The following is a 24,419-nucleotide window of genomic DNA, read 5'->3' on the forward strand; positions in this document are numbered from 1 at the left end:
TCCGTGACGATCACCGACGACCATTCGGTGAAGGGTGCCATCGCCTGGGGCAGTGTGGGATCGATCGGGCTTCGTCTCGGCAGCCTCGGGGTGGGCATCTTCCTGGCACGCATGTTCGTGCCCGAGGACTTCGCCGTGTTCGCGGTCGCCTTGACGGTGTCGACGGTTCTCACCTCGATCGCCGACCTGGGCCTGTCCTCGGGCCTCGTTCGGTCGAAGGACCCGCACGGCGACGCACCGACGACGGCGACCATCAGCCTCGTCGTCGGGTGCGTCTTCGCCCTGGTGCTTCTCGCCGCCGCACCGCTGATCGAGCGCACGTTCGCCGTCGAGGGCTCGGCGGCGGTCGTGGCCGTGCTCGGGCTGTCGATCCCGCTGGCATCGGCGGGCGTCGTCCCGTACGCGTTCCTGTTGCGGCGGTTCGATCAGAAGTCCCTTCTGGCCGCCGCGTCCGCCGACTTCGTCGTCAGTGCGGCGGTGACCGTCGTCCTGGTACTGGCCGATGTGGGACCGATGTCGCTGGCCATCGCCCGGATCGCGGGTCAGCTGTGTGCGACGGGCGTGCAGTTCTTTCGTGCGGACATGCTGCCGCACTTCGGGTTCGACCGGTCGAGACTGCGGCCGGCCCTGGCGTTCGGAGCTCCGATCGCGGCAGCGAACGTGCTGTCCTGGTCGGTTGTGAGCATCGACAACCTCGTGGTGGCGAGAGTCGTGGGGGACGTCGCACTCGGCTTCTACGCACTCGCCTTCAACATCTCCACCTGGCCGACCAATGCGATGGGCACCATCGTGCGCGCGGTGGCTCTACCGTGGTTCGCACGGGAGTCCGAACAGGCCGGGGGGGTGGGCGGACGGCGGGGCGCACTCGCGCGGGCCGGTGCGCTCACCTGGGCAGGCGCTCTTCCGACCGGGGTGCTGCTCGCCGTGATGGCCGCACCCGTCATCTCGGTGCTCTACGGCGACCGCTGGACCGACGCATCAGGAGCCCTGGTGGCCCTCGGAGTGTTCGCGACACTGCGAGTCATGTTCGATCTCTTCGCGACCTACCTGCTCGCACACGGTGCATCGCGCGTGGTGCTGACGATCCAGGTGCTGTGGATCGGAATCCTGGTGCCGGCGAGCATCGTCGGTGCCCGTGTGGGGGGCATCGAGGGTGTCGGGTGGTCGCACACCGCGGTGGGCCTCGTCGTCGTCCTGCCCCTGTATCTGATCGCAGTGCACCGAGTAGGGGCGGACATCGGCGCGCTGGGTCGTGCGGCGATTCGTCCCCTGATGGCCTTCGTGCCCGCAGCGGCCGCGGCGTTCGCCGCAGTGTCCCTCATCTCGAACCCCTGGCTCGCCGTGGTCACCGGAGGCGGCGCGGCGGCGTGCGTCTACGCCGCAGCCCTGCACGGATGGGTCGTCGCCCTGATGAACGACGAGAACACCACCGCAGCACCGAGACGAGGAGTAGTTCGATGACGACTGTCGATCAGTCGATCGCCGCAGTTCGCCCTGCAGGAGGCCCGATCCCGCTGGTGGATCTCGGCGCCCAGATCAGCGAGATCCGCGACGAGTTGTGGCCGGCGCTCCGCCGGGTCGTGGACGACACGGCGTTCATCGGTGGGTCTCCGGTCCGGGAGTTCGAGAGTGCGTACGCCGACTATCTCGGCTCCACGCACTGCATCGGAGTGGCGAACGGGACCGACGCGCTCGAGATCGCCCTCCGCAGTGTGGGGGTCGGCCCGGGCGACGAGGTGGTGGTTCCCGCGAACAGCTTCGTCGCGTCCGCCGAAGCGGTCGAGCGAATCGGTGCCGTGACGGTGTTCGCGGACGTCGATCCGGACCATCTGCTTCTCGATCCGGCATCCTGTGCGGAGGTCCTGACACCCCGCACGCGTGCGATCGTTCCCGTGCACCTGTTCGGTCAGGTGGCCCCGGTGGAGGATCTGGTGTCGTCGTGCGCGCGCGCGGGAATCTCGATCGTCGAGGACTGCGCCCAGGCACAGGGCGCACGGCGGGGTGGACGGACGGCCGGAACGCTGGGCGACGTGTCCGCCACCAGTTTCTATCCTGGTAAGAACCTGGGTGCCGTGGGTGACGCGGGTGCAGTGGTGACGTCGAACGACGAGGTCGCTCGGACTGCGCGCATGCTCGGCGCGCACGGCAGCGTGGCGAAGTATCACCACGAGATTCTCGGTTTCAATTCCCGCCTCGACGCGGTGCAGGCGGTCGTGTTGTCGCTCAAGCTGTCTCGGCTCGACGACTGGAACACCCGCCGCAGGTCCGCGGCCGCGCGGTACGAGCAGATGTTGGCCGACGTGCCCGAGGTGGTGACGCCGCAGTCGGCGTCGGGGAACGACGACGTGTGGCACCTCTACGTGGTCCGCGTCCAGGATCGGGATCGTGTCGTCACGCGTCTCGGCGAACTGGGTATCGGTGCGGGAGTGCATTATCCCGTCCCACTGCACCTCACACCCGCCCTCGCGCACCGTGGGCGTGGGGTCGGGGCGCACCCGGTGGCGGAGGCGGCTGCCGGTGAGATCCTGTCGTTGCCGCTGCACCCGCACATCACCGAACAGCAGCAACAGACGGTGGTCGCCGCACTGGTGAGTGCGATCCGGGGGTCGTCGTGACGAGGTCGTCCCGCGTCGGCAGGCTCGTGTCCTCGGGCTCGGTTCACGAGTTGACGCAGCGAGTGGTACGCCGTCTCTACGACCGGACCGGCGCTCACAGACTGGAGTTCCCGATCCGCGTCGGCGACATCGTCGACTCGTCGTCGGTGCGTCTGCCACCGCCGTCCACGAGGCAGATGTCCGACGCGCTGGTGGTCGGATGGGTGTGTTCTCCGCCGGGAGCAGCATCCGGGGGACACGCGACGATGTTCCGGATGGTGGCGGCGCTGGAGGACGCCGGACACGAGTGCCGAATTCTCCTGTACGACCCGCACGGGGTCGATCTGGCGCGGTATCGAGAGACGATCAGGGCCAGGTGGCCACATGTCCGGGCCGCGGTGGAGGACATCGACGCCGGCCTCGGTGTCGCGGACGCGTACGTCGCCACGTCCTGGCAGTCGGCTCACGTCCTCGCCGGCCGGAGTGACATCCCCGGAACGAGACTCTACTTCGTGCAGGACTACGAACCGTACTTCTACCCGCCGGGCAGTGAGTACGCACTGGCGGAGGACACCTACCGCTTCGGCTTCCACCTTCTGGCACTGGGTCACATGGTGCACGACGAGATCCGCACGAACGTGGGAGTCGACAGTTCGGTGATCGAGTTCGGTTGCGACACGGACACGTATCGGTTGCGCGGAGCGACTCCCCGTCACGGGATCGCCTTCTACTCGAGGCCGGACACGGCGCGACGAGGGTCGATTCTGGCCGGCGTGGCGCTGGACGAGTTCCACGCCCGACGACCCGATCAGACCATTCACCTGATCGGCCCGCGTCCGTTGACCATGTCCGCTCCCGCCGTCGAGCACGGTGTGCTCACCCCGGAAGAGCTGGCGGCTCTGTACAACTCGTGTGTCGGAGGAATAGGGCTCTCGTTCACGAACATCTCGCTGGTGGTGGAGGAGATGGCGATGTGCGGCGCCGTTCCCGTCGTCAACGAGTCGCCGCGAGCACGCGCTGATGTGGTGCATCCCGGTGTGGTGTGGGCGCAACCCACACCCGGTGCGCTCGCCACGGCGCTCTGCGACGTCGTCGACCACCACGACGTGACGGGAAGAGCGAGCGCCATGGGGCGCGCGCGCCGTCCGGGGTCCTGGGACCGATCCGGTCGGTCGCTGGTCACAGCACTGACGCTCGCAGTTCGGAACGAGGTCGAGAGAGTGATGACGCCGTGAGAATTCTCGTCATACCGCACCAGATGTCCATGGGAGGCAGCCAGATCAATGCGATAGAGCTGGCCGCCAAGGTGCGCGACATGGGACACCACGTGGTGCTGTACGCACCGCACGGCGTCCTCGATCCGCTCGTCGACGAGGTCGGGGTGCCCCGCATCGTCAAACGAACCGACGCGGACCTGTCACCAGGGTCCGTCCGGAGGCTCGTCGACATCGTCCGACGTGAACGTATCGATCTGATCCATGCGTACGAGTGGGGTCCGAGCCTGGAGGCGACGTTCGGGCCGCACCTGAGGTTCGGGGTGCCCGTACTCATGACGGTGCTGTCGATGGTCGTCGACGATTTCCTGCCCCGGCATCTGCCCATGACTCTCAGTACCCGCGAGATGGTGGACCAGAGGCGCGCGGTGCACGAGAGAGTGCTACTCACCGAGCCGCCCATCGACACCGATCTCAACACTGCCGGTGATCGTGCGGCGGCCCGCGCCGTCTTCGGATTCGAGGACGACGAGATGGTGGTGACCACGGTCTGCCGACTGACCTCCGACCTCGAGAAGCTCGAGGGCACACTCGTCGCCCTCGACGTTCTCGGCCGACTCGCGCACGATCGACGCGTGACGATGGTGATCGTGGGAGACGGTACCGGTCTCGACGAGGTCAGGCGACGAGCGGACATCGTCAATGCCGATCACGGCCGCACCGTGATCCACGTGACGGGACAGCTGCTCGATCCGCGGCCGGCGTACGACGCCGCCGACGTCATGATCGGGATGGGCAGCTCGGCCCTGAAGGGTCTCGCGTTCGGGAAGCCTCTGGTGGTGCAGGGTGAGGGCGGTTACTGGAAGCTGCTGACTCCCGACACCGTCGACGAGTTCCTCTACGCGGGATGGTTCGGCCGGGGAGGGCGCGGTGCCGCCGACTTCGAACCGGAGATCGTGCGCGTGCTCGATGACCGGGCCCTGCGCACCGAACTGGGTGCGTACGGCCTCGAACTGGCTCGGCGACGGTACTCGTTGACGGTCCTGGCGTCGGCACTCGAGTCGATGTACGAGGACGTCCTGTCGAGTGCGCCGGGGCGTGAACCACGCGCGCTCGCGCGATCGGCTCGCGAGGTTGCGAAGTTCCTCGCGTACAGGGTCGTACATCCGTCACCGGTCGCGTCGTCCGCCGACGGCCGGACCGCCTGACACCGTGCGTCGGGTCCCGTTCCCGCTCGCGAGTACCGCTGACGGTCGACGAGCGACCGTGTCGGTCGTCGTCCCCTGCTTCGACTACGCGCACTTCCTGCCGTCGGCGGTGATGTCCGTCCTCGACCAGACGGAGGTCGACGTGGAGGTCGTGATCGTCGACGATGCGTCGACGGACGACAGCCTCGCCGTGGCCACCGCTCTGGCGGAACGCTTCTCGATGGTCTCCGTCCTGGCACACACCACCAACCGCGGCCCGGTCGAGACCTTCAACGATGGTCTGGCCCGCGCACGCGGGGAGTTCCTGGTACGCCTGGACGCCGACGACATGCTGACACCCGGCTCGCTCGAGCGGTCCGCACGAGTGCTGCGGGACCGGCCCGGTGTGGGAATGGTGTACGGCCACCCCCTGCACATGTCCGGGGACGTGTGTCCGGCGCCGTCCACCCGGATCAGGGACGTGACCATCTGGTCCGACGGGGAATGGCTGCGCGACCGGTGCGTCGATGCACTCAACGTGGTGACCTCGCCGGAAGTCATGATGCGAATGTCGCTGGTGAACGAGGTCGGAGGTCAGATGCCGCTCGCCCACACCCACGACATGGAGATGTGGTTCAGACTGGCAGCGTTCGCGGACGTCGCCTACATCCGCGGTGTGGATCAGGCCTGGCATCGCGACCACCCCGCCAGTCTGTCCGCCCGCGAGGTGGATCCGATGCGCGACCTGTCGGAGCGGCGCGCGGCCTTCGACACCCTGTTCTCCGGTCCAGCAGGTGAGGTGGACGGCGCCGCGGAGATGTACGCCGCCGCTCGGAACGCTCTCGCTCGCGACGCCCTGCAGCGTGCCCGCGGGGCTTTCGACTGGCGCGCGGTCGATCTCGACCTCGTGGACCGCTGTCGAAGGTTCGCGGCCGACGTCGACCCGGGCATCATCGGCACGACGGCGTGGGCCACCGTCGACGCGAGAGTGCGCCGCGGAGCGGGATCGGCTGTCCGCCCGTCCTACGTCGCCGACAGGGTCGCCCGCCGACTGCGGTCACAGGCCGCATGGCGGCGGTGGCACCGCGACGGCGTCTACTGACGATCGGCTTCGTCTCGCGTCCGAGCCGAGCGATCGGCCGTGTCTCCGTTCGGTCGCCCGATGCGCGGTGTGGGTCGTACGGAGCTGCCGGTCCGTGACCTGGTGACGGTCGTCGTGGTCGTCTCGTCCGGTGTCCGATGTTGCACGGTCAGAGCCGGTGTGGTGGCCGGTGTCGGCCGACGCGCGGGGATGACCGACGGCATGCTCGGTGGGCGTTGTCTCGTCGAGGTCTTCGGCTCCACGGTGGTCGCGGAGCGTGTGGTGGCGGATTCCCGTGCCGGTACGGGATTCGGTCCGGTGCCGTCGACCCGGTCGATCGGCGTGCCGGTCGGCGTCGTGGTGGGCCGACCGTGCGGCCGCGCCGGGATTCTGGTGGGCGCGGGCGTGGCCGCCGGAGTCTGCGGCCGTGGGGACGGCAGGGACGGTTCGGGAGCCGGCAGAGCCGACACCACGGGTACCGGACGCGTGACCTCCTGATCGTCCGACACGGGTGTCGCGCGACGGAGGTCGAGCGTGCTCGTCGTCCCGTCGTCCGGCCGGGTCCGAGTCGACGGCTCCACCGGGGGCTTCGACGGGGTCCGTCGACGGTCGTCCAGCGCACGGGCCACGGAGATGGCGCCGACCAGCAGCACGATGCCGCCGATTCCGGCCACCGCAGCATTGCGAAGACGGCTCGACACTCGCTCCACGGCTCCGGTGGGGATGTTGATCGGCTGGATCGTGATCATGAACTCCGGGGACGCGCCGTTCACCGACTGAGCGTCCCGTACCTGGACACTCAGCAGTTCGCCCAGTCGTGCAGCGGTCGCGACGGCCACGGCAGGGTCGGGTGCCGACGCGGTGATGGTCAGGATCTGAGCGGTGGTGGCGAGGCCCTGGCCGACAGTGAACTCGGTCGACAGCCCCTCGTTCTCGAGGATCGAACCGACGTCCTCCGACGACAGACGAGTGCGACCGACCTCGAGTACGAGTGTGGGATCGGTGGATCGGAGATACGGATTGTCAGCTCTGGCACCGAGTTCCGGGTCCGCGTCGATCGCGAGATCGCTGGGCAGCGACGGGGTGATCATCGCGTAGGACGACGATGCCTGGTACGCGCGCGGACCGAAGAAGAGCGCTCCCACGACCAGTGCACCGGCGAGCACGGCGAACGGTAGGGCGATGTACTTGTGACGCCACACGATGCGCACGACTGTCATCGGATCCATAGCGAGAGCCTTTCGGTGATCATGAGGGTGCGGCCGATCCGCGAGGTGCCGTGTTCCGAGCGATCATCCAGACCGCTCCGGACAACCCGACGAAGATCGGGAAGACGATGGTGAAGACCGGGAACGACAGCGAGTCGAACACTGCCGAACCGACGGCGGCGACGGCGCACGCGGCCCCGACGCTTGCCGCCAGCAACCGAAGCGACGGCTCACTCGACCAGAACGCCACTCCCACAGCCGCTACGACGGGCGTGAGCATGAAGAGCATCAGTGCGACCACGCCGATGAGCCCGAGTTCGATGGCACTGTTGAGGTATTCGTTGTCCAGGATCTGCAGGGCATTGGTCGGCATGTAGGTTGCCGGTCCGCTACCGAAGAACGGGTGACGTTCGATCATCGCCTGAATTCTCGGGTAGTTGTTCACGCGCGTGAGCAGCGACGGATCCGACTCGGCGTCCGCGAACAGCGTGGCCCGAAGCGTGGCGATCAGACCGGGTACGGACACGAAGAGAACCACCACGACGAAGGGGATGGCGATCGCCGACCAGCGACGCGCGAAACGGGGGAGGAACGGCACCGTGACGATCGCCCCGACGACCAGACCGAGAATGGCTGACCGCGACACCGTGATGACGGAAGCGAATGCAATTGCACCACATTGGGTCCAGTGCACCCAGGCCCGTCCGGACGGGTCGTGGAGCGCCCGCCACACCGCGAGCGGAAGGACCATCGCGAGGACGAGTCCCAGTTCGATCGGAGTGAAGGTGTTGCCGGCGACCCGAGTCAGCAGACCGCGCGCCTGGAAGGTCGTCGCTCCACCGTTGTCCGTCATCCCGACCATCAGAGTGCGGACGTGGTCGAGCGGGTCCGTCTTCATGACGAACTGGTACAGCGCGACGGCCGCACACACCGTCGCCGCGCGAACGAAGGTACGCGACAGTGTCATCGCGTGGTCCAGGGTGCGGACGGTCTCCGCGGTGACGGCGATGAGGGCCGTGATCGCGAACATCGTCAGGATCCACCGATCCGCGGACGCTCGCTGCACCTCGTCGACGTCGGACATGCGGATGTAGGACAGGACGGACGACAGCCACAGTGCTGCGAGTCCGATCCGTGCGGGGTGGCGATGAGGAATGGGGTCGTGTGCGCGCCACACCACGGCAGCGGCCCACACGACGAACATCGCGATGGCAACCAGCATCGCGGCGTATCCCACGGCCCCGATGGGTGCGAACACCATGTTGGCGGGAAGCACCAGAGCCGCCACGACGATGATCCGAAGCAACAGCGGGATCGCACCGACTGACGACTCCGGGCCGGCGCGACGTCCCGGAGGCGCTGTGCTGCTTACCATGTGGTGGTTCCTCGCGATCGGCCGCGCAGAGCGGTGAGGTCGGTCGTGCACCCCCCGATGAACCAACCGTCGTCGATAACATACCGCACGACTGCTCTTCGGGTCGGTTCCGAGGAGAAGGATCGATCGATCGAATGACACCTTGCCCATCGGTATGGTTTCCGGGTTCGAGAGATGGAACAGTGGGCCCCACAACGAGACACCGCCGCTCGTCGGGTGTGTATTCCGGTGCTCGACTTCCGAGAGGTTCTCCGTCATGAGACGCACACGAGTCGGCACGGTTCTCGCGGTCCTGGTCCTCGCGATCAGCGGGTGCACCGCGATCGAACCGCCGGGGACGTCGACCGCGTCTCCCACGCCCGTCTCGTCCTCGTCCGTGGTCGTGCGTCAGGTCGACGGTGGTCCCGACTTCTACTCGCGCTTCACCGACTCTCTGCCCGACGACCCCGACTTCTTCCCCATGGCGGTGTGGTCCGAGTCGGTGGTCGACGACACGGGGTGGCCCGTGGAGAAGGCCGCCGGCATCAACGTGTATCTCGAGCCGACGGCGGACACGGACCTGCAACGCATCGCCGACAACGGTATGTACGCGATCACGAGCTCGAGCACACCGGAGGGCCCGGTGGCCGGCTACTTCACCGCCGACGAGGCGGACATGTGGGCGGGACCCGGAAGTGCTGCGGCTACCGGACTCAGGCCGGGCGAAGGGGATGTCTGCGAACCGTCCGACGAGCCGTGCGGGTACTCGGTGATGGCGAAGGCCGCCGAGGGCGCGCCGGACGGGGCTCTGCGTTTCACCAACTACGGCAAGGGAGTCGCGTACTGGGAGTCGGACGAGCAGGCCGGCCGCTTCGTGAACGAGTACCAGGACGTGGTGTCCGCGGACGTGTACTGGTTCACCGACCCCTCGGTGTGCGCCGGGACCGAGGGCGGCGGGCTGGTCAACGACGGCGAGACCGTTCCGGACGACAGGTGCCGTCTCGCCGCCAACTACGGGCGGACGGTGGAGCGCGTTCGGTCGCTCGTCGATCCGCCGGGAAGCCGACCGGTGTGGGGATTCGTCGAGGTGGGACATCCGTTCCGTGAGGAGTGGGCCCCCACCATCACGGTGCCGGAGATCCGAGCCGCCGTGTGGAGCAGTCTCATCGCCGGAGCCCGCGGAATCACCTACTTCGTTCACAACTTCGGGGGGCCCTGTCCCACCCAGCACGCGATTCGTGACTGCGGCAGCGAATTGAGGGAGGGAATCGCGAGAACCGGTCGGGAGGTCGCGGAACTCGCCCCGGTCCTGAACTCCCCCTCGGTGGACGGACTGGTGCATCACGACTCCCGGATCGCGACGTCGACCCGCATCCACGGTGATGCGCTCTACATTCTCGCCGGATCCACCGAGCCGGGTCCGGTCGACGCGGAGATCACCGTCGACTGCGCGGTGTCGACGGCGTCGGTGGTCGGCGAGGGTCGCGACGTCCCGATCACCGACGGCCGCATCTCGGACACGTTCGAGGACGGCAACGCCGTCCACGTCTACCAGTTGCCGGGCGGCGCAGCATGTCTGACCTGACGCGGACGATCGAGATCGTGACACCGTCCTATGCACCCGATCTGGCGCTCTTCGAGGACCTGCACAGTTCGGTGGTGCGATTCACTGCCGGCGAGGTTCGGCACAGGGTGATCGTGCCGCGCCGGGACGAGGCGCTGTTCACGGCGATCGGGTCCGCTCGTCTGGTGGTCTCGACCGTCGACGATGTCCTGCCGGCGTCATTCGTGTCGGTCGCCGCCGTGACCGACATGGTCCGGCGGCTCAGCCGGGTGTCGGCGATAGGAAAGATCCAACAACTGGATCTGACGCGCCCGTGGCTCCCGGTACGGGGATGGATCGTGCAACAGGTCGTGAAGATCGCCATCGCGGCGGAGTCCACGGCATCCGTGGTCCTGCTGGCGGATTCGGACCTGACGTTCGTGTCCACAGTGGCGGCGGACGACTTTCTGCGTGACGGTGTCGTCCGCCTGTACTCGAGAGCAACAGGGGTACATGCCGGAATGGCGGATCATCTGGATTGGCATCGGTCGGCTCGCCGGTTGCTCGGCCTGGACGAGACTGTGACCCCTCCGTTGCCGGATCACATCTGTGGCCTCGTCGCGTGGGACCCACGCCTCGTGCGCTCGATGGTGGACCACATCGCCGCCGTGGGCGGTCGTCACTGGATCCGCTGTGTCACCGCGGAACGTCATGTGTCCGAGTTCATCCTGTACGGCACGTACGTCGCCGAACTCGCCGATACACGTGACCGATCGTTCCTGTCCGATGATCCGCGGTGCCTCAGCCACTGGAGCACCGACACCCTGATGGAAAGCGACGGGCTCGCGTTCGCGTCGGCGGCACGCCCGTCCGACATCGCCGTCCAGATCCAGTCCACCTCGTGCACGACGCCGGAGACGCGGCGGTATCTCACCGAGTCCGTGATCGCCCGTCTGGCTCGGTGACTCCCGCCGGCGGCACAGGCTGGTCCGGCAGTGTCTGCCGTCGTGAGGTGAGATCGTCGCGCAGAGCGGACAGACTTCGTCCCACCAGTCCTCGGGCCAGCGCGACCGGATACATGGCCAGCGCGACGCCGATGCCGGCGATCTGAGCGGCAACAGTGGTCGGGTCCTCGCCGATGGCCAGAGGGAGAACCAGATTGACCAGACACAGTGCGATGAAGCACGCGAGGCTCCGCGACCCGATGATCCGTACGGCCCGCACCGCTGCAGGGGCACGGGACACGGCCGTTCTGGCGCACTGGTATAGCACGACGAAGGCGCACCACGCGAGAACGATGCGACCGGGACCGCACTCGGCCTTCCCGAACACCACCTCCTGCACGCCGTCGTTAGGCAGGAGGACAGCGATCGCAGCCACCACCGTTCCTGTCACGATCGCAGCAGACAGGGCGCGAGGGCCACGGAGGACTGCGACGACGGTCGGCCATCGCCACCCGAGCAGGTAGGCGCCCGTGAACAGGAATTGCCAGCAGGCGACATCGAAGAACGCGTCACCGTACGGGCGATTGGGAAGAGCGCCGTGCGTCGACACCGACCCCGCCGTGTACACCAGAGCGCTCAGCACGAGGACGAGCACACCTCGTCTGGCAGCCAGTAACGGCGCACTGACGGCTGTGGAGAGAAGCAGCACGACGTACATGGACAGCATGTCGACGTTGCCGGGATTCACCTGCAGTGTGAGCGTCCAGAAGATCAAGCGGGACAACGACTCGGGTCCTCGATCCGGGAGTCCGTCGAGATGGGCGAGGAATCCGTCGACGATCGCGAGACCCACGATGGCGATGTGGGCGACGTAGAGGAGGGCGGTGCGCTTCAGCCGTCGGGTGCGGAGCGCCGCGACACCGTGCGCGCGCGCGGTCCTCCCGTGCACCATGCCCAGGACGAGACCGGACATGAGGACGAAACCCGAGGCACCGTCCACCCAGGGTTGGAAATGCACGATTCTCCACACCGTCGACCCCGACGAGAGGTGCGTCAGAACCATGCTGAGAACGCAGAGGCCGCGGACGACGTCGATGGCATCGTCTCTACCGAGTCTCGGAGAGGGTGAGATCGCGGGCGTCGACGAAGAGTACGGATCGTTCACGACCTGCTCGTGTCGTCGCGGGCCCATCGGGCGGACGTGCGCCGAGACGCGCGTCGGCCCAGGGCGGCGAAGAGGCAGTACACCGCCGCGTCCAGCAGTGTTCCGGGACCGTGGACGGTACCGGCGACGTGCCGGAGCGTCCCGGTCGAGCTGGTGGTGGCAGGGGCGTCGCGGTTGCCCGAGTAGTTGCGCGACAGTACGGCGATCAAGGCTGCAGGAGTGCGGGGAACGAGCACGACGACGGGATCGGTGTCCACGACGGTCTTCTCGTCGGTCGCGAACGCCGCGTCCACCACGACGTCGTCGGCGACCACGTCGGGGAACCGGCCCACCCTCGCGTGACCCTCCTCGGACAGGGCATAGCAGCCCGCGCCCCAGAGGTGGGATCGGACGAGGGGGAGCGAGGACCGCGCGCGGTAGTAACGCCGGACCAGGTGGCCCGCCCCCGTCGCGTCGTACCGCGACGCGGGTCGGGCAGCGAGCAGCGTGCCGTCGGCCAGGGCGGTCACCAGATCGACGACGGCCGCAGGTGTGATGACGACGTCGGCATCTAGATACACGCGTGGCCACAGCTCGGCCACCTCGTCCGCGCTGTTCATCGCCGCTGTCTTCGACGCGACGCCCAGGTCGAGAACACGGACACCCGGGCGACCTGCTGCGATGCGAGCGGTGTCGTCGGTGCAGCCGTTGCACGCGACGATCACCTCCACGACACCTCGGGCGGCCAGGTCGGCGAGTGCGTCGAGCGTCCGGGCGATGACGCGGGACTCGTTGTGCGCCGGGATGACGACCGAGCCCATGTCCCGACACTCTGTCGGACCGGGGGTCTCGGCTCGGAGGAGGTTCGACCACTCGTGGCGCCTGGCAACAGCCCGGTAGGTTGCCCTGTGCCCCGATGACCAGCAGCGCAAGGCCTCACCGAGCAGGGTCACCGCGTGGAACGCGACGACGAACGGCCGTGCGTGATACTTCTGGACGTAGCGAATCTTGTTGACGGTCAGTAGATCTGCCAGCGCCTGTGAGCTCCCGGACCCGCCGCCGGTGTGCTCCACCCGGGCCTCGGGAACGTACAGGACGAGTCCGTGGGAACGAAGCCTGCGGAAGTAGTCGGTCTCCTCCGAGTAGAGGAAGAAGCGTTCGTCCCACGGGCCTACCGCGTCGAGCGCTCCCGCCGACATCATCATCGCCGCCCCGGTGGCCCACTCGATGGAATGGGCGCGGTCGTAGACCGCGACGTCGCGGATCGTCTCGCTCGCCCACACAGGCCTGCGAGGCAGGCGGGCGCCCAGCATCGCGTCGACGAGGGTGGCGGGCAGGCGAGGCTCACGTCGGAGAGAGAACGACAGTCGGCCGTCGACGTCGTGCAGACGCGGGACAGCGGCGACCACGCCCGGTTCACGCAGGGCGGCACGCAGTGCGGTGACGCAGCCCGGCTGCACGACGCAGTCTGGATTGAGGATCAGCACGGCGCGAGTGGCCCCGATGCGTGACCGCGCGACGTTGATCGCGCCCGCGTACCCCAGATTCACCTCTCCGGCGACCACGATGACGTCATCGTGGGCGGCCAGAGTCGACGCCGTGCCGTCTCCGGAGTTGTTGTCGACCACCACCACTCGTATCGACGACACCGCGGCCTCCGACCGCAGACTGTCGACGAGCGTGCTGATCGAGTCCGCATTGCGGTATGTCACGATCACGACGGCGACATCGGCCGTCGACTCGTCCGTGGTGAAGCGATCCTGTCGAACGAGGGAGTCCGGCCGTGCAGGAGGGGCGATCACGGTCGGAGTGGGGTGGCCGAGGGGTACACGCCGTCATCGCGCAGTTCGTGTGCGACCCCGCACTCACACGTGAGGTCCTCCGCGAGACGGGCACCGCATCGGCACACCCATCCGATCTGCCGGGCCGGGTTGCCGACGACGAAAGCGTGGCGCGGCACGTCGCGGTTCACCACTGCTCCGGCTCCGACGAAGGACGATTCCCCGACCGTCACCCCGCACACGACGACGACACCGGCACCCAGCGTCGCACCACGCCGGATCAGAGTGGACGACAACGATTCCCCTGATCGGCTGATGTGAGCGCGCGGGCGCAGATCGTTCGTGAAGGTGACGCCGGGACCCAGGAAGACCTCGTCCTCGACCGTCACGCCGTCGAACAGCAGGACGCGGTTCTTCACGGTGACACCGTCGCCGATCCGTACACCGCCCTCGACGAAGACGTGGTCGCAGATGTTGCAGTCCGAGCCCACGACCGCGCCCGAGAGGATGTGCGCGAAGGCCCAGACCCGGGTGCCGGGACCGACGTGCGTGCTCTCGCACAGCGCGGCAGGATGAACGTACGGTCCGGTCTCACTGTCGGCGTGCTCACGCCGGGCCCCCGTGGCGATGCCCATGTCTCCCCTGACCGCTCACGTCCTCCCCGAAACCGACCTCGATCCTGCTGGAACGGCGTGTCGCGGGTGATGAGTTCGAATCTAGAGTGGCCGAGTCGGTCTGACCAGTCGTTCATACGACTGACCGACTCAGATGTGCCCGACCGACGACCGCACCCCTCCCCGAACCCGCGGAACCGGCGAGTCGAGGAGGGGTGCGGAGGAGGAGTTACGACGAGGAGTCAGCGCAGGGTGCCCGTCAGGAACGGGTAGCCCTTCTTCGGGTGCTTCAGCGCCACGTCCCACTGCCCCGGCCCGACGCCCGTGCCCACCCGCTCGGCGTACACGTTGATCTTGGCGGGCAACACGATCGGCTTGCCGAAGCGCACCGAGTACGTGACACGGTCCTGGATCTTGCCGTCGACGGCGCTGAGTACGGCCGCCGCACTCCACATCCCGTGAGCAATGGTGCGCGGGAAGCCGAAGGCCTTGGCGCCCAGCGACGAGACGTGGATCGGGTTGCGGTCACCACTCACCGCCGCGTAGCGCGAGATGGTCTTCTGGTCCACCCGCAGAGTCGAGGTGGGCGGCGGCGGGACCTCGTCGGCCGGCGGTGCCTCGCGAGGTCCACCGGACAGCGACGTCTTCTGGAGGCTGAGGAAGGTGGACGTCTGACGCCACACCAGCTCTCGGCCCACCGACACGTCGCTGACGACGTCGACGAGCAGTCCCTTCCGGTGCTCGCGGACGTTCTCCGCGTGCACCGCGATGTCGAGCGGCTCCGAGGTCCCGACGGGGCGGAAGCTCTCGATCACGTTCTCCGCGTGCACTGATCCCATGGCCGCGAACGGGAAGTCCTTGGACACCATGAGGGACATCACGGTGGGGAACACCAGGGTGAAGGGGTACGTCAGCGGCAGGGTGTCGCTGAGACGGAGGCCGGTCACCTTGGCGTACGTCGCGAGGTTGTCCCGATCGATCCGGATTCCGCCGAGGGTGTACGTCGCGTCCGGTGCCGTCGGCGTGCGCTTGCCGCCGCCGATGATCGGCAGCGAGTCGAGAGCCGCGCGGGTGTAGATGTCGCGGATCCTCGGCGGGCCGTCGAGCGGGATCACCGTGGCCACGTCGCTCACGCTCCGATCAGGGACTGGCCGCACACGCGGACGACCTGACCGGTGACGGCGTTGGAGGCCGGGCTCGCGAAGTACGCGATGGTCTCCGCGACGTCGACGGTCTGGCCGCCCTGCAGCAGCGAGCTCATCCGGCGGCCGGCCTCGCGAGTGGCGAACGGAATGGCCGCGGTCATGGCCGTCTCGATGAAGCCGGGCGCCACCGCGTTGATGGTGATGTCCTTCTTCGCCAGTTCGGGTGCCTCGGCGTGCACCAGGCCGATGACGCCGGCCTTGGACGTGCCGTAGTTGGTCTGGCCGCGGTTGCCGGCGATGCCCGCGATGGAGGACACGTCGATCACGCGGCCGCCGTCGTTCAGCGTGCCGGACTTCACCAGAGCGGTGGTGAGGCGGTGCGGCGCTGCGAGGTTGACGCCGATGACGGAGTTCCACCGGCCGTCGTCCATGTTGGCGAGGAGCTTGTCGCGCGTGATGCCGGCGTTGTGGACGACGATGTCGAGGCCGCCGCTGTGGCGCTCCTTCACGTGCTTCTCGAGCACCTCGGCAGCGTCGGGAGCCGTGACGTCGAGTGCCAGCGACGTGCCGCCGACCTTGTTGGCGGTCTGCGAGAGGGCCTCGCCGGCCGCGGGGATGTCGGCGCAGATGACGTGCGCGCCGTCGCGTGAGAGAACCTCGGCGATGGTGGCGCCGATGCCACGGGCGGCGCCGGTGACCAGAGCGACCTTGCCTTCGAGCGGCCGGTCCCACGAGGCGGGGGCCGTGGACCCGTCCTTGCCGACGGCGATGACCTGGCCGGACACGAACGCGGACTTGGCCGAGAGCAGGAAGCGCAGGGTGGACTCGACACCGGACAGGTCCGGCGCGGCGTCGGGGGAGACGTAGACCAGCTGCGCGGTGCCGCCGCGGCGCAGTTCCTTGCCGACGCTGCGGGTGAAGCCCTCGAGCGCGCGCTGAGCGATGTGCTCCTCGATGTCGCCGGTCTCCTCGGGCGTGGTGCCGAGGACGACGACGCGGCTCGACGGTCCGAGGTTTCGGACCGCGGGCTGGAAGAACTGGTACAGCTGCTCGAGCTGCTCGATGTTCTCGATGCCGGTGGCGTCGAACACGAGGCCGCCCAGCTTGTCGTCGTGCGGGCTCGCGGCGGGGTAGTCCGAGAGCAGCACGCGCAGCGGCTCGACGAGGCGACCGCTGCCGCCGATCAGGACCGGGCCGGCGAGCGGAGGCTCACCCGGCTGGTAGCGACGCAGAGTCTCCGGCTTCGGCAGTCCCGCCTGCTTGGCGAGAAACGCGCCGGGAGCAGAGGAGAGGAACTGCGAGTAGAGGTCAGGGGCTCCCTTGGTGGCTGCCATGTTCCTACCTTCGTGTCGGGTATGTCGAACGGTATCGACAAGTAACTTACTCGTGAGTAAGAATAGAGTCCACGACGAAGCGGCCCCGACTGTGGCCGCGCCATCTGCGCACAGGGAGAATCGTTCGATGACCAGCAAAGAGAAGCGCCCCGTCGCGATCCTCGGTGGAAACAGAATACCGTTCGCGCGCTCGAACAAGGTGTACGCCAACGCCTCGAACCAGGACATGTTGACGGCGGCCGTCGACGGTCTCGTCTCCCGCTTCAACCTGCAGGGTGAGCGGCTCGGCCTCGTGGCCGGTGGTGCGGTGCTCAAGCACAGCCGCGACTTCAACCTCACCCGCGAGGTCGTCCTGGGCAGCGCGCTGAGCCCGTACACCCCGGCGTTCGACCTTCAGCAGGCCTGCGGCACGAGCATGCAGACGGTCATCGCCGTCGGCGATGCCATCGCGTCGGGCCGGATCGACGTGGGAATTGGCAGCGGTGTCGACACCACGTCCGACGCGCCCATCAGCGTCAACAACGAGCTGCGCGAGTTCCTGCTCACGCTCAACCGGGCGAAGAGCACCGCCGACCGCCTCAAGCTGCTCGCGGGCGTCCGCCCGTCGATGCTGGGGATCGAGATCCCGAAGAACGGCGAGCCCCGCACCGGCATGTCGATGGGCGAGCACGCCGCCGTCACGGCCAAGGAGTTCGGCGTGCGCCGCGAGGACCAGGACGCCCTCGCCGCGGCCAGCCACCAGAACATGGCGAAGGCCTACGACAGTGGCTTCTTCGACGACCTGGTCACCCCGTACCTCGGTCTGACCCGCGACGACAACCTGCGTCCGGACTCCACGGCCGAGAAGCTGGCCAAGCTGAAGCCCGTGTTCGGCACCTCGCTGGGCGACGCCACGATGACGGCCGGCAACTCGACGCCGCTCACCGACGGCGCGTCCTCCGTGCTGCTGTCCACCGACGAGTGGGCCGCGCAGCACAACCTGCCGGTGCTCGCGCACCTCGTCGACTCGGAGTTCGCGGCCGTGGACTACATCCACGGCAACGGCTCGTACAAGGACGGCCTGCTCATGGCGCCGACGTACGCCATCCCGCGTCTGCTCGAGCGCAACGGTCTGACACTGCAGGACTTCGACTACTACGAGATCCACGAGGCCTTCGCCTCCGTGGTGCTCGCGACGCTGCAGGCCTTCGAGAGCGACGAGTACTGCAAGGAGCGTCTGGGTCTCGACGGTGCGCTGGGATCGATCGATCGCAGCAAGCTGAACGTGAACGGCTCCTCGCTGGCCGCGGGTCACCCGTTCGCGGCGACCGGCGGACGCGTCGTGGCCACGCTCGCGAAGATGTTGGCGCAGAAGGGTTCCGGCCGCGGACTCATCTCCATCTGTGCCGCCGGTGGCCAGGGCATCACGGCGATCGTGGAGGCCTGAGCCTCCCGTACCGAACACGAGGACCCGGCTGCGAGGGGTGGCCGGGTCCTCTGCCGTTTCACGGACCGAGCGGTCTGCGTCTGGCACAGTGGCGGGGTGCAGCGGTGGCGAGGCGAGAGTGGGTCCTGCGCGACCCTCCTCGAGGGCAACCCTCGGGAACATTCACGGAATCGGGCACTGCGTCCGACGCAGCGATGCACGCTTCGCGTGCTGGCCTGCGACGACGACGAGAGTCTCAGGTCGCCTCGCCCCGCCGCACGTCCTCGGTCCACTGCTCGCTGATGTCCGAGTCGTTCTGGCATCACCGCACGGCGCGGATGATCGCACCGCGCCTGGTCGACATCGCGTGGAACAGCACCGAGCTCGGTGAGGTGCTGGCCCGGTTCGAACACGTCGCGGACGTCGAGACCCTCATCACCAGGCTCCTCGAGCGGCGTAACCATGCGCCCGATTCGACGGAAGTCGCCGCCGAACTCCTCGAGGTCATCGGGTATCCCGGTGATCCGTTCGTCCTCCCCGCGCCGCCCGTCCGTCCCACTCCGGCGGTGCGCTTCGGGGTTCCCGCGTTCGCGACGACCGCCGAGCTCGCCGCGTCACTGGACGTCACCGTCTCCGAACTCGACTGGTTCGCCGACGTCGGCGGCTGGTTGCGTCGGGCGGCTCCGCCGCTGCGCCACTACCGGGCTCGTGAGGTGGCCAAGAGTCGCGGCGGGACGCGCATCCTGGAGATTCCCAAGCCGAGACTGCGCGAGATGCAGCGGCGCGTGCTCCACCGCGTCCTCGATCACGTGGTGCCGCATCCTGCCGCTCACGGTTTCCGGGCCGGTCGGAGTGCCGTGACCTTCGCGCGCCCGCACGAGGGCCGGGACGTCGTCGTCCGGGTCGATCTCGCGGACTTCTTCCCGACGGTGACGAGGCCGCGCGTGCGCGCCGTGTTCGAGGCCTGCGGGTACCCGTACCGGGTGGCGTCGGTCCTCGCCGGCGTCTGCACCACCGCGATGCCGGTCGACGAGGTCGCCGGTCTGCCCCGGACTCAGGCGGCACTGCTGCGCGTCCCGCACCTCCCGCAGGGGGCACCGACCTCGCCTGCGCTCGCCAATCTGGTGGCCCGCGGACTCGACCGTCGCGTCGCGGGTCTCGCCCGCGCCCGTGGGCTCGTCTACACCCGCTACGCCGACGACCTGGCGCTGTCGGGCCCGTCGGACACCGATGTGGGCACGATCCTCTGGGCGCTCGACCGCATCGTGCGCGACGAGGGCTTCGTGGTGAACGGTGACAAGACTCACGTGGCGCGTGCGCACCGTCGGCAGACGCTGGCCGGGCTGGTGGTGAACGAGAGTGCCGCGGCGCCCCGCGACCGCTACGACGCACTCCGCGCGCTGCTCCACAACAGTGTTCGTACCGGTGCCGCTGCCCAGAATCGTGCAGGTGTACCGGACTTCCGTGCCTCGGTGTACGGGCAGATCGCCTGGATCGGCGAAAGCAGTCCTTCGCGGCGGTCACGACTTCTGGCCATGGCGGAGCGAGTCGATTGGGACTCCTGACAGATCCGGGACGTTCGGTCTGATTCGAGTTGTAACGAGTGCGGTCGTCCGGCGATACTCCTCATGGCTCCGCATCGCTGCCTGACCCCCGACCCGGCAGCGGTGCGGAGCCGTCTTCGTGAGGAGTCGGGCTCCGACCCCAGTGGGTAGGCTCGAGCAGAGGGCGAACGCGCCTGTTCAGCACGACGGAAGGGAGCCGGGTGACCGAGGACGTACCGGCGCAGCACGAGCACCGGACCGCCCCCGAGGGCACGCGCTCCACCCGCCGGCGCACGATCGCGCTGTCCGCGGCCGGCGGCGTCGTCGCCGTGGCCGCGCTCCTGTACGCCGCCGACTGGTTCACCTCCACCGGTGACATCCCCCGCGGCGTGACCGTCGCGGGCGTCGAGGTCGGCGGCCGCAGTGTGGCGGAGGCGGACAACCGGCTCCGTGACGCCCTGGGTCCGCGCACCGACGCCCCGGTGGACGTGCGCGCGGACGATGTCGCCGCCACCCTCACCCCGGCCGCGGCCGGTCTCGGAATCGACTGGGCAGCAACCCTCGATCGTGCCGGCGACCAGCCTCTCTCCCCGTTCACCAGGCTCGCGTCGTTCTTCGGCACCCGCGAGATCGGTGTCGTGTCCACTGTCGACGACGCGGCACTCACCGCCGCCGTCGGATCGTTGTCCCCGCAGGTCGACCGCCCCGCGGTGGAGGGCGACGTGGTCATCGAGGCCGGCGTGCCCCGCGCCGTCGGACCCGTTCCCGGACGCACGCTCGACGTACCGGGTGCGGCCTCCGCGTTCCGCACCGACTGGGCCGAGGGCGGTCCGGTGGAGCTCCCCGTCGTCGTCGAGGACGTCGAGGTCGACGCTGCCGCGATCGACGCGGCGATCCAGGACGTGGCGACGCCCGCGGTGTCGGCGCCGGTGGTCGTGAACGGCGAGGACGGTGCGACGACGACGCTCGCACCCGATCGCGTCGGCGAGGTCCTGAGCTTCGAACCGGACGACGACGGCGGTCTGCGGCCGGTGTACGACACGAATGCCGCGATCGGCATCCTCGCGCCCGGGCTGGCGGCCACCGAGACCCGGCCCGTCGACGCGCGCTTCGACTTCTCCGGGGGTCGATCCGTGGTGGTTCCGTCCGTCGACGGCGCCGAGGTGCGCTGGCCGGAGACACTGGCCACCCTGCCGGACCTGCTGGCGGCGTCCGGTGACGCGCGCACCACCGTCGCGCAGTACGGACCGCGTCCGGCGGCACTGACCACGGACGCGGCGAACGCTCTCGGAATCCGGGAAGTGATCAGCGAGTACACGACCGGCGGGTTCGAGTACGCGTCGGGTGTCAACATCGGTCTCACGGCGGACATCGTGAACGGCGCCGTGGTGAAGCCGGGCGAGACGTTCTCACTCAATGGCTACACCGGTCCCCGCGGGACGGCGCAGGGGTTCGTCGAGTCGGGCATCATCGACAACGGCCGACCCGATCGCGCCGTCGGCGGAGGCATCAGCCAGTTCGCCACCACCCTGTACAACGCCAGCTACTTCGGCGGCATGGACGACGTCGATCACACCGAACACAGCTACTACATCAGCCGCTACCCCGAGGCCCGCGAGGCGACGGTCTTCGAGGGCGCGATCGATCTGCAGTTCCGGAACCCGGCGTCGACGGGTGTGGTCGTCGAGTCGTTCGCCGACGGATCCTCCGTCACCGTGCGGTTGTGGGGCACCAAGACCGTCGAGGTGGAGTCGATCACCGGCTCCCGCAGCCGACCGACCACGCCGGACACAGTCCGGCTGCCGCGCGGAGAGCAATGTGTCGCGTCGAGCGGAGCGCCCGGCTTCACCACCAGCGACACCCGGATCGTCCGCGACGCGGCGACGGGTGCGGAGATCTCGCGGAACACGCGCACGGTGCGCTACGACCCGGTGCCGATCGTCCGCTGCGAGTGAGGCCCGCCGTTGGGCTCGGCGTGATCCGAATCCAGGGGCTGTGACCTTGCCCAGTGCCGGGCCCGCGATGGTGGCGGCGGATGGCGCGCGGCCCTACCGTGGGGTTCCATGAGTCAGACCGCATCCTCCGAGCTCGACCAGGCGACCCTCCGTCAGGCGTACGGCACCTTCCCGAGTGGGGTCGTCGCCATCGCGGCTCGCATCGGCGACGTGCCGGTCGGTCTGGCCGCGAGCAGTTTCGTGTCGGTCTCCCTCGACCCGCCGCTGGTCGCGGTGTGCATCCAGAACACGTCGACCACGTGGCCCAAGTTCCGCGACGCGACGCACATCGGCATCAGCGTTCTCGGCGAGGCCCACGACGTGGCCGCGCGCAGCCTCGCGGCGAAGACGGGTGACCGGTTCGCTGGTCTGACGCTGGAGACGACGCCCGACGGGGCCATCTTCATCGACGGCGCGTCCTCGTGGCTCGACACCACGATCGAGCAGGAGCTGCCGGCGGGTGATCACGCCATCGTCCTGCTGCGCGTGCACGGTCTCGAGGTGCACTCCGACGTCGCGCCCATCGTGTTCCAGGGCAGCCGCTTCCGAAAGCTGGTCGTCGAGCAGCGCTGAGTCTCGTCCTCCGATGTCGAGCGAGAATCCGCGGATCCGCAGATTCCCGAGCGATCGGGTGGCTCCGCACGCGCGCCTGGCGATCCACGCATCCGCCGTGGACTTTCAGTTAATCATCGTTTACTGTCCTGGTTAGTGAGTGTTAACTGACGGACGGGCTGAGCGATGACGATGCTGGACGGTGCTCGAACCGAGCGCACGAGCAGGCGGGACGACCACCTCGCGCTGGTCGACGAGCTGCACCGAGCCATGGCGGCCGCTGCCCGCGGCGGCAGTGACGCCTCCCGAGAGCGCCATGTCTCCCGCGGCAAGCTGCTTCCGCGCGACCGTGTCGACACGCTGCTCGACGACGGCAGCCCGTTCCTCGAGATCGCCCCGCTGGCCGCGAACGGCATGTACGACGATGCGTGCCCGGGCGCTGGTGTGATCGCCGGAATCGGCCGGGTGTCGGGCCGCGAGGTGATGGTCGTGGCCAACGACGCCACGGTCAAGGGCGGCACGTACTACCCGATGACCGTCAAGAAGCATCTGCGCGCGCAGGAGATCGCCCTGCAGAACCGGCTGCCCTGCGTGTACCTCGTCGACTCGGGTGGCGCGTTCCTGCCGATGCAGGACGACGTGTTCCCCGACCGGGAACACTTCGGCCGGATCTTCTTCAACCAGGCGACGATGAGTGCGAAGGGCATCGCCCAGATCGCGGCGGTGATGGGGTCCTGCACCGCCGGTGGCGCGTACGTGCCCGCGATGAGCGACGAGGCGATCATCGTCCGCAACCAGGGCACCATCTTCCTGGGTGGACCGCCGCTGGTGAAGGCGGCCACCGGCGAGGTGGTCACGGCCGAGGACCTCGGTGGCGGCGACGTCCACTCCAAGATCTCGGGCGTGACGGATCACCTCGCGACCGACGATCGTGACGCGCTCCGCCGGGTCCGCGCGATCGTGGCCACCCTCGGCCCCCGCACGCCGTCGCCGTGGGAGGTACGCACACCGTTGCCTGCGAGCGACCAGTCGGAGCTGTACGACGTGGTGCCGACAGATCCGCGCACCCCGTACGACGTGCACGAGGTGATCACCCGCCTGGTGGACGGTGGGCAGTTCCAGGAGTTCAAGGCCGAGTACGGCACCACGCTGGTCACCGGTTTCGCCCACATCAACGGACACCCGGTCGGCATCGTCGCCAACAACGGTGTCCTGTTCGGTGAATCCGCCGTCAAGGGAGCACATTTCATCGAGCTGTGCGACAAGCGGTCGGTGCCGTTGCTGTTCCTGCAGAACATCACCGGGTTCATGGTCGGCCGCGAGTACGAGGCCGGGGGCATCGCCAAGCACGGCGCGAAGATGGTCACCGCGGTGGCCTGTGCCCGGGTGCCGAAGCTGACGGTCGTCATCGGCGGGTCCTACGGCGCGGGCAACTACTCGATGTGCGGACGCGCGTACTCGCCCCGCTTCCTGTGGATGTGGCCGAACGCGCGCATCTCCGTCATGGGCGGGGAGCAGGCGGCGTCGGTGCTCGCGACCGTGCGCAGCGATCAGCGGTCGGCGTCCGGCGAGCCGTGGACCGAGGACGAGCAGGAGCGGTTCAAGGAACCCATCCGCCGTCAGTACGAGGAGCAGGGCAACCCGTACCACTCGACGGCGCGGCTGTGGGACGACGGCATCATCGATCCGGCCGACACCAGAACTGTTCTCTCACTTGCTCTGTCGGTGTGCGCCAACGCGCCGCTCGAGCCGGTGTCCTACGGCGTCTTCAGGATGTGAGT

General features: G+C 68.4%; 19 protein-coding genes. 12 read left to right on the forward strand and 7 right to left on the reverse strand.

The genetic code is table 11. The features are described 5' to 3' along the window. Window positions 1-3: 3 nt before the first annotated feature. The 5 genes from ASG69_RS06190 to ASG69_RS06210 are packed head-to-tail and all read left to right on the forward strand — an operon-like array spanning window position 4 to window position 6,097. Window positions 4-1,461, forward strand: a complete 1,458-nt coding sequence (locus tag ASG69_RS06190; RefSeq protein WP_056441285.1) for an oligosaccharide flippase family protein — start codon at window positions 4-6, stop codon at window positions 1,459-1,461. Further along, on the forward strand, window positions 1,458-2,615 hold the full coding sequence (locus tag ASG69_RS06195) for a DegT/DnrJ/EryC1/StrS family aminotransferase (protein ID WP_056441287.1): 1,158 nt from the start codon (window positions 1,458-1,460) through the stop codon (window positions 2,613-2,615). The genes ASG69_RS06190 and ASG69_RS06195 overlap by 4 nt, the downstream gene beginning before the upstream one ends. Further along, a complete protein-coding gene (locus ASG69_RS06200) occupies window positions 2,612-3,829 on the forward strand; it encodes a rhamnosyltransferase WsaF family glycosyltransferase (protein WP_056441289.1) in 1,218 nt (405 codons plus the stop codon). The genes ASG69_RS06195 and ASG69_RS06200 overlap by 4 nt, the downstream gene beginning before the upstream one ends. Continuing rightward, window positions 3,826-5,016, forward strand: coding sequence for a glycosyltransferase (locus ASG69_RS06205; RefSeq protein WP_156380444.1), 1,191 nt, complete (start codon window positions 3,826-3,828; stop codon window positions 5,014-5,016). The genes ASG69_RS06200 and ASG69_RS06205 overlap by 4 nt, the downstream gene beginning before the upstream one ends. 58 nt (window positions 5,017-5,074) lie before the next feature. Next, window positions 5,075-6,097: a glycosyltransferase family 2 protein gene (locus ASG69_RS06210; RefSeq protein WP_056695716.1), complete on the forward strand. Its 1,023-nt coding sequence runs from the start codon at window positions 5,075-5,077 to the stop codon at window positions 6,095-6,097. On the opposite strand, the gene ASG69_RS06215 is transcribed toward ASG69_RS06210, so the two are convergent. Both ASG69_RS06215 and ASG69_RS06220 read right to left on the reverse strand, forming a co-directional pair. Continuing rightward, window positions 6,091-7,305, reverse strand: coding sequence for a hypothetical protein (locus ASG69_RS06215; RefSeq protein WP_056441299.1), 1,215 nt, complete (start codon window positions 7,303-7,305; stop codon window positions 6,091-6,093). The two genes, ASG69_RS06210 and ASG69_RS06215, sit on opposite strands and share 7 nt — an antisense overlap. A 19-nt stretch (window positions 7,306-7,324) precedes the next feature. After that, window positions 7,325-8,659, reverse strand: a complete 1,335-nt coding sequence (locus tag ASG69_RS06220) for an O-antigen ligase family protein (RefSeq protein ID WP_056441303.1) — start codon at window positions 8,657-8,659, stop codon at window positions 7,325-7,327. 256 nt (window positions 8,660-8,915) lie between these two features. Here ASG69_RS06220 and ASG69_RS06225 point away from each other — a divergent pair, with 256 nt between their 5' ends. Further along, window positions 8,916-10,223 (forward strand): hypothetical protein, encoded by a 1,308-nt coding sequence (locus ASG69_RS06225; RefSeq protein WP_056441306.1) that lies wholly within the window; start codon window positions 8,916-8,918, stop codon window positions 10,221-10,223. Next, a complete protein-coding gene (locus ASG69_RS06230; protein WP_156382958.1) occupies window positions 10,211-11,146 on the forward strand; it encodes a DUF6492 family protein in 936 nt (311 codons plus the stop codon). The genes ASG69_RS06225 and ASG69_RS06230 overlap by 13 nt, the downstream gene beginning before the upstream one ends. On the opposite strand, the gene opgC is transcribed toward ASG69_RS06230, so the two are convergent. From opgC to ASG69_RS06255, 5 genes are all read right to left on the reverse strand, one after another. Further along, on the reverse strand, window positions 11,112-12,317 hold the full coding sequence (gene opgC, locus ASG69_RS06235; RefSeq protein WP_056441312.1) for an OpgC domain-containing protein: 1,206 nt from the start codon (window positions 12,315-12,317) through the stop codon (window positions 11,112-11,114). The two genes, ASG69_RS06230 and opgC, sit on opposite strands and share 35 nt — an antisense overlap. Then, window positions 12,287-14,071, reverse strand: coding sequence for a glycosyltransferase family 2 protein (locus ASG69_RS22080; RefSeq protein ID WP_082544287.1), 1,785 nt, complete (start codon window positions 14,069-14,071; stop codon window positions 12,287-12,289). The genes opgC and ASG69_RS22080 overlap by 31 nt, the downstream gene beginning before the upstream one ends. Next, window positions 14,068-14,685 carry an acyltransferase gene (locus ASG69_RS06245; RefSeq protein ID WP_056441315.1) on the reverse strand — a complete coding sequence of 206 codons (618 nt, stop codon included), beginning with the start codon at window positions 14,683-14,685 and terminating at the stop codon, window positions 14,068-14,070. Before ASG69_RS06245 ends, ASG69_RS22080 begins: the two co-directional genes overlap by 4 nt. Window positions 14,686-14,906: 221 nt before the next feature. After that, window positions 14,907-15,788, reverse strand: coding sequence for a MaoC/PaaZ C-terminal domain-containing protein (locus tag ASG69_RS06250; RefSeq protein WP_056442217.1), 882 nt, complete (start codon window positions 15,786-15,788; stop codon window positions 14,907-14,909). 5 nt (window positions 15,789-15,793) lie between these two features. Further along, complete coding sequence (locus ASG69_RS06255) at window positions 15,794-17,143, reverse strand: 3-oxoacyl-ACP reductase (RefSeq protein ID WP_056441320.1); 1,350 nt, start codon at window positions 17,141-17,143, stop codon at window positions 15,794-15,796. Between the two features lie 127 nt (window positions 17,144-17,270). Between ASG69_RS06255 and ASG69_RS06260 the strand changes: the two genes are divergently transcribed. From ASG69_RS06260 to ASG69_RS06280, 5 genes are all read left to right on the forward strand, one after another. Next, window positions 17,271-18,569: an acetyl-CoA C-acetyltransferase gene (locus tag ASG69_RS06260; protein WP_056441321.1), complete on the forward strand. Its 1,299-nt coding sequence runs from the start codon at window positions 17,271-17,273 to the stop codon at window positions 18,567-18,569. 281 nt (window positions 18,570-18,850) lie between these two features. Then, entirely contained in the window at window positions 18,851-20,113 is a 1,263-nt protein-coding gene (locus tag ASG69_RS06265) for a reverse transcriptase family protein (protein ID WP_082544288.1), read from the forward strand. Between the two features lie 200 nt (window positions 20,114-20,313). Then, entirely contained in the window at window positions 20,314-22,047 is a 1,734-nt protein-coding gene (locus tag ASG69_RS06270; RefSeq protein WP_056441325.1) for a VanW family protein, read from the forward strand. 108 nt (window positions 22,048-22,155) lie between these two features. Then, the gene (locus tag ASG69_RS06275; RefSeq protein WP_056441328.1) at window positions 22,156-22,659 is read left to right on the forward strand and encodes a flavin reductase family protein; all 504 of its coding nucleotides are present in this window, start codon (window positions 22,156-22,158) and stop codon (window positions 22,657-22,659) included. A 171-nt stretch (window positions 22,660-22,830) separates the two neighbouring features. Next, on the forward strand, window positions 22,831-24,417 hold the full coding sequence (locus ASG69_RS06280) for a carboxyl transferase domain-containing protein (protein ID WP_056442225.1): 1,587 nt from the start codon (window positions 22,831-22,833) through the stop codon (window positions 24,415-24,417). Window positions 24,418-24,419: the final 2 nt, after the last annotated feature.

The organism is Rhodococcus sp. Leaf225 (genome assembly GCF_001426145.1).
Classification (GTDB): domain Bacteria; phylum Actinomycetota; class Actinomycetes; order Mycobacteriales; family Mycobacteriaceae; genus Rhodococcoides.